We start from the raw sequence: 4,489 nt of genomic DNA on the forward strand, positions 1-4,489 counted from the left end.
GGGGAACCAACTTGTCGGACATTCCCATCATCCATGGCCGGTGAAAAATGACGCCGACGCAACGGCAGCTACTAACTTTCAAAAACCTCAGTAGTTGTACGGGAGCCAAACTTAACCTGCAAGTAGCACCGCACGGAAATAAAACGAGATAACGAGATCAGGACTCCGCTATGCAGAATGTGGCAGGCATCGCAAATTCCTCCCTCTCGGATAATGGAAACGACAGCCATGGCTTGATCGTTGCGAACCTTGCATCATTGATCCAGCGCATCCAGCAAACCAACGCGTTGATCGAAGCGGCGATCATCCGCGCCGCAGTCGTCTTCCGGAGATGGAGATCACCGCCAAGCTGGTGTACTGGACGACGTCACGCCGGGCTACGTGAAGGCGCGAGCGGCATTGAAAGGCTGCGAAGCGGGTCTTGAGATGGCTTTGCAGTCCTGGACGGCAGCACGCCACGCCGTCTGACGTGCCAAGCTCAGCTTTGCCGTGATTCGCGTAAGGCCGCCTGCCTCGAGGTAGTTGCAGCCCGGTTACGGCGCAATGAGCCAAACCAGCAGATCAGTTCGACATGCCCTCCGGCATCAGAACTTGGTGCGATGATCGACCGTCGGCGCGTTTCTTCCTGTGCTTGCCCTTGAGAAACTGGACGTCGATATCGGTGCCGTTGACGCGGACAAGTTCGCAGCGCCGATAGGCCAGGCCAGTCGACGATAGCAGGAGGAAGAATTCCTTCAAATTGAGCCCCTGAATGGAGCCTTCCACCGAGAGGATGGCGTCGACATCCGAGATCGCGTTCAGAACACAATTCCGGCGCCACGTCCCGTCGATACCCATGATGCAGACGCCGTATCCGCGGCTAAACGTTACCCGTTCAGGTGCTCTGCCGTCAGCCGCCATTTTTCTCAAACTCCCGCCATGGCGGCGAGCTTTGGCCCGTTGCCAATCGCGTAGGCATTCGAGTGCATAGCGGGAACGCTACTGGGACGATATAGACCGCGCCGTTGCGGACACGGCTTGAACACGTCGGTCAGGCCGACCACCGTTTCCGCAGCCCCAAGCACCACAACTCCGTCCGGCTCCGCGGCTTTGGCGAGTCTCTTGAATATGCCGATCTTTGTATCTTGATCGAAGTAGATCAAAACGTTTCGGCAAAAGATAACGTCGAACAAACCGAGTTGAGAAAAGTCGTGCAGCAAATTGAGCTGGCGGTGCTGAACCATTGCGCGAAGGTCGGCGTTAACCTGCCATAGCTCCCCGCTTTGCGTGAAGTATTTGATCAGCATCTGGATCGGCAGGCCACGCTGTATCTCGAACTGGCTGTAGAGTCCCGCCCTGGATTTTTCGAGTACCTCCTCCGACAGATCGCTGGCGATGATTTCGACGCGCCATCCGGTGAGCGCGTCGCCCATTTCCTTCAGGCAGATTGCCAATGAATACGGCTCCTGGCCCGTGGAGGCGGCGGCGCACCAGATTCGGATGCTTTTGCGACCGGCGCGGGCCCGGAGCATTTCCGGCACGATCGAAAGCCGGAAGTGGTCGAATGGAATTTTATCCCGAAAAAAGAAAGTTTCGTTGATGGTCATGGCTTCAACCACCTGCGTGGTCAGCGAAGTGGAGCCGCTCTTTACTTTCTCGACGAGTTCGCCGGTCCCGGACAGGCCGGCTTTGCGCGCAAGCGGCAGCAATCGACTTTCAACCAGGTACTGTTTGTCCGCTGACAGATCGAGCCCGGACCGATCACGAAGGACCTTTCGCAAGTATTCGTATTCCGGCGGGGTCATTGGCGGCGCCCGAAGCTGAAGTCTCGCGAGTTCGTCGCGCCCCGGTTCTCACTTGGATCAGTACACATCTCGAACGCACCGATATGACTTTGCAACGCGGCTTGACCGAATTTGCGACGCCTCGAACTCCGCACCGCATTTGCCAACCGAACGGCACCACGCTGACCGCGATCTCAAAACGCAATGAGAGGGGATGCACTTCCGAGATGAACCAACAATAGCGGTCCCGGTGCGGCAATCACGTTAATTTCAATCTACGTGCAAATACGGATTTGAGCCGCGGCAATATGCGCCAATGAACTCTATAAGCGAGCGACTCCATCTTCATCCCTCCTCTTTATGGGGAGGGTGGCGTGAAGCGCCGGGTGGGGTTGTGATCTCAAGAAGGAGTCCCCCCTGCACGTCGTTCGCTTCGCTCACGAGGTGCGTTCCCTCCCCACCAGAGGGAGGGACAAGACAGAGCTCGTTCGTGAGTGGAGGCAGTTTGGGACGCGGGCTTGTCCCAGCCATGACAAATCTGGTTGGGTCAAATCCGACGAGAATGGGCTATTACGCGTGCGCACGAAGGAGCGGCATCAGGCACTCACCGACACCTCTTCCTCGGCCTTCATCAGTTTCCTGATTTCCTTGAGAGCTTTGTAGAGAGCGCCGCCCGATACGTGATCGTTGATGATCTGGATGACAGTTCGCGCAGCCGGAACAGACGCGTGCAGGTCCTGGATGAACCCGAGATAAGCCGTCCGATATCTCTGAACGTCATTCTTCAGATACATCATCTGGACGCAGAAATAGAGCCGCCTTACCGGCGTGTTCGCGGTCTCCGCGGTGACGGTGTCTCTTTCCCGTAGCACCGGTGTTTCACCGTCGATCAGGAATGAGGTCCGGGTTCCTGAATTGATGATGACGCTTTCGCCGATAACGATACGTTCAAACGGCTTTAGCTCGACTCGTAACGGCATCGTCAGTCACGTCCTTTTCTAGGGTTTGGCGGCAGCCGAAGGTTTCGGATGCCGCGGCCAATTCTTGAACCACTCAGATCAAAGCGGCGGGGCTTCCCCCGCCGCCTTGAAACGTTTGTCACCCAGCCAAAGTTAGCGGAGCAACTGCAGCACGCTCTGCTGCGACTGGTTGGCCAGGGACAGCGCGGAGACGGCGATCGACTGACGGGTCGACAGCGCCTGGCTGTTGGCCGCTTCCTCGTTGGTGTCGGCCAGCGTCAGGTTGGACGATCCAGACTGCAGCACGTTGATCAGGTTCTTCGAGAAGTCCTGGCGGACCTGCACGATCGACAGGTTCGAACCCAAAGCCGAAGCCTGCGCCCGGAGGGTGGAACTCGCGCCGCCGAGTGCAACAAGAGCCTTGTTTGCCGAGGCGCTGTCCAGGAAGTCGGTCCCGGCCGTCAACGCACCAAGGCCAAGGCCCGCCGCGTTGAAAACCACGCCCTTGAGGGTCAGGGTAGACTTGCCGGTCTCGTTGAAGGTCAACTTCAGATCGTCGCCGTTCAAAAGGTTGATGCCGTTGAATGACGCGTCCTGCGAGGTGGTGTTGATTTGCTGGATGATGTTGTTGTACTGGCTGATCAGGCCGGCACGGAGCGTCTGAGAAGCGGCATCAGCGAGTGGCTTACCGGCCGAGCCGCCAGCGGGAGTCACAAGCGCTGCCGTATCGGTACCACCGATGGCAATCGTGTTCGCAGCCGCAGTGCTTCCCGTCGTCAGGATCTGGCTTGCATTGTCGTTGGTCGAGGTCAGGGTGATTGAGCCATCGCTGGCCAATGAAGCCGTCAATCCAAGGCCGGCGGCCGACAGCGCGGTGTTGAAGGCATCGATTGAATTGACGTTGCCAGCCGCGGTACCGAGGGTGATGGTGGTGGGACCGCCGGTTGGCGGGGTGAAGATGAAAGTCTCCGTCGCGAGCGAGTTAGTACCGCCGACAGTCAAATCGGCAGCGGTTCCGACGACACCTAGCGCGCCAGCACCGGTCGGTGCCAGGCTGGTTGCTGAAGCCTTCACCGAATAACCCGCGGGCGCCTGCAGCACCTGGTTGGCAATCGACTTTGCGGTATCAACCAGCTTCTGCAGCGAGGTGATGCCGGTGTTGGCGGCCTGCAACACTTGCACACCATTGCCGATGCTGTCGAGCAGATTACCGATATCGCTGGCGCGGGCGTCGAGGCTCTGCGCGGTGAAGAAGTTGGTCGGATTGTCGAGCGCGGAGTTGACCTTCTTGCCGCTGGACAAGCGACCCTGCGTTGTCGCGAGCAGGTCGGCGGTCGACTGGAGCGAGAGCAGGTTCTGACGAACCGATGCGGTAAGGGTGATAGACGACATCTTGATTTTCCTTCTGGATGTACACGATTGACGCGACGCCCGCTTTCTGTGGCGACGTTTCACCCTGTTCTCCGGCCCCCTACCTGTTCCTTAATTTAGCGTTCCGTACTAATACCCACCCAGCGGCTGAAGCGTTGATGCATGCGATCTAATCGGCAGCGTGACCTGGTCGTGCGAGCATCCGCATTGTGATCGATGCTAATTCGACGCAACGTGAGAAGCGAATTGTTATGGCCCCGTAGAACTACGGATACGCGCAGCCGGATTCTATTTTGGTGCGAAATTAACGCGCTGTTCAATCAGCGCTGATAGTTCTCCCGCTGCTGACGAGTGCAAGTTCAACAAAAGCGTCGACCCGTTTCACGCATTGAATGT

Annotated in this window: 4 protein-coding genes; all 4 read right to left on the reverse strand. The window is 57.9% G+C overall.

All coding sequences use genetic code 11. The annotated features are described in order from the left end of the window. Nucleotides 1-561: 561 nt before the first annotated feature. The 4 genes from VJV58_RS17025 to VJV58_RS17040 all read right to left on the reverse strand — a co-directional run bounded on the left by VJV58_RS17025 (nucleotide 562) and on the right by VJV58_RS17040 (nucleotide 4,114). Nucleotides 562-900, reverse strand: coding sequence for a PilZ domain-containing protein (locus tag VJV58_RS17025; protein ID WP_324138535.1), 339 nt, complete (start codon nucleotides 898-900; stop codon nucleotides 562-564). 5 nt (nucleotides 901-905) lie between these two features. Then, entirely contained in the window at nucleotides 906-1,784 is an 879-nt protein-coding gene (locus VJV58_RS17030) for a protein-glutamate O-methyltransferase CheR (protein ID WP_324138536.1), read from the reverse strand. Between the two features lie 575 nt (nucleotides 1,785-2,359). Continuing rightward, a complete protein-coding gene (gene flbT, locus VJV58_RS17035) occupies nucleotides 2,360-2,743 on the reverse strand; it encodes a flagellar biosynthesis repressor FlbT (protein ID WP_324138537.1) in 384 nt (127 codons plus the stop codon). Nucleotides 2,744-2,875: 132 nt separating this feature from the next. Next, nucleotides 2,876-4,114, reverse strand: coding sequence for a flagellin (locus VJV58_RS17040; protein ID WP_324138538.1), 1,239 nt, complete (start codon nucleotides 4,112-4,114; stop codon nucleotides 2,876-2,878). Nucleotides 4,115-4,489 lie beyond the last annotated feature (375 nt).

This window comes from Bradyrhizobium sp., from assembly GCF_035273305.1.
Taxonomy (GTDB): Bacteria; Pseudomonadota; Alphaproteobacteria; order Rhizobiales; family Xanthobacteraceae; genus Bradyrhizobium.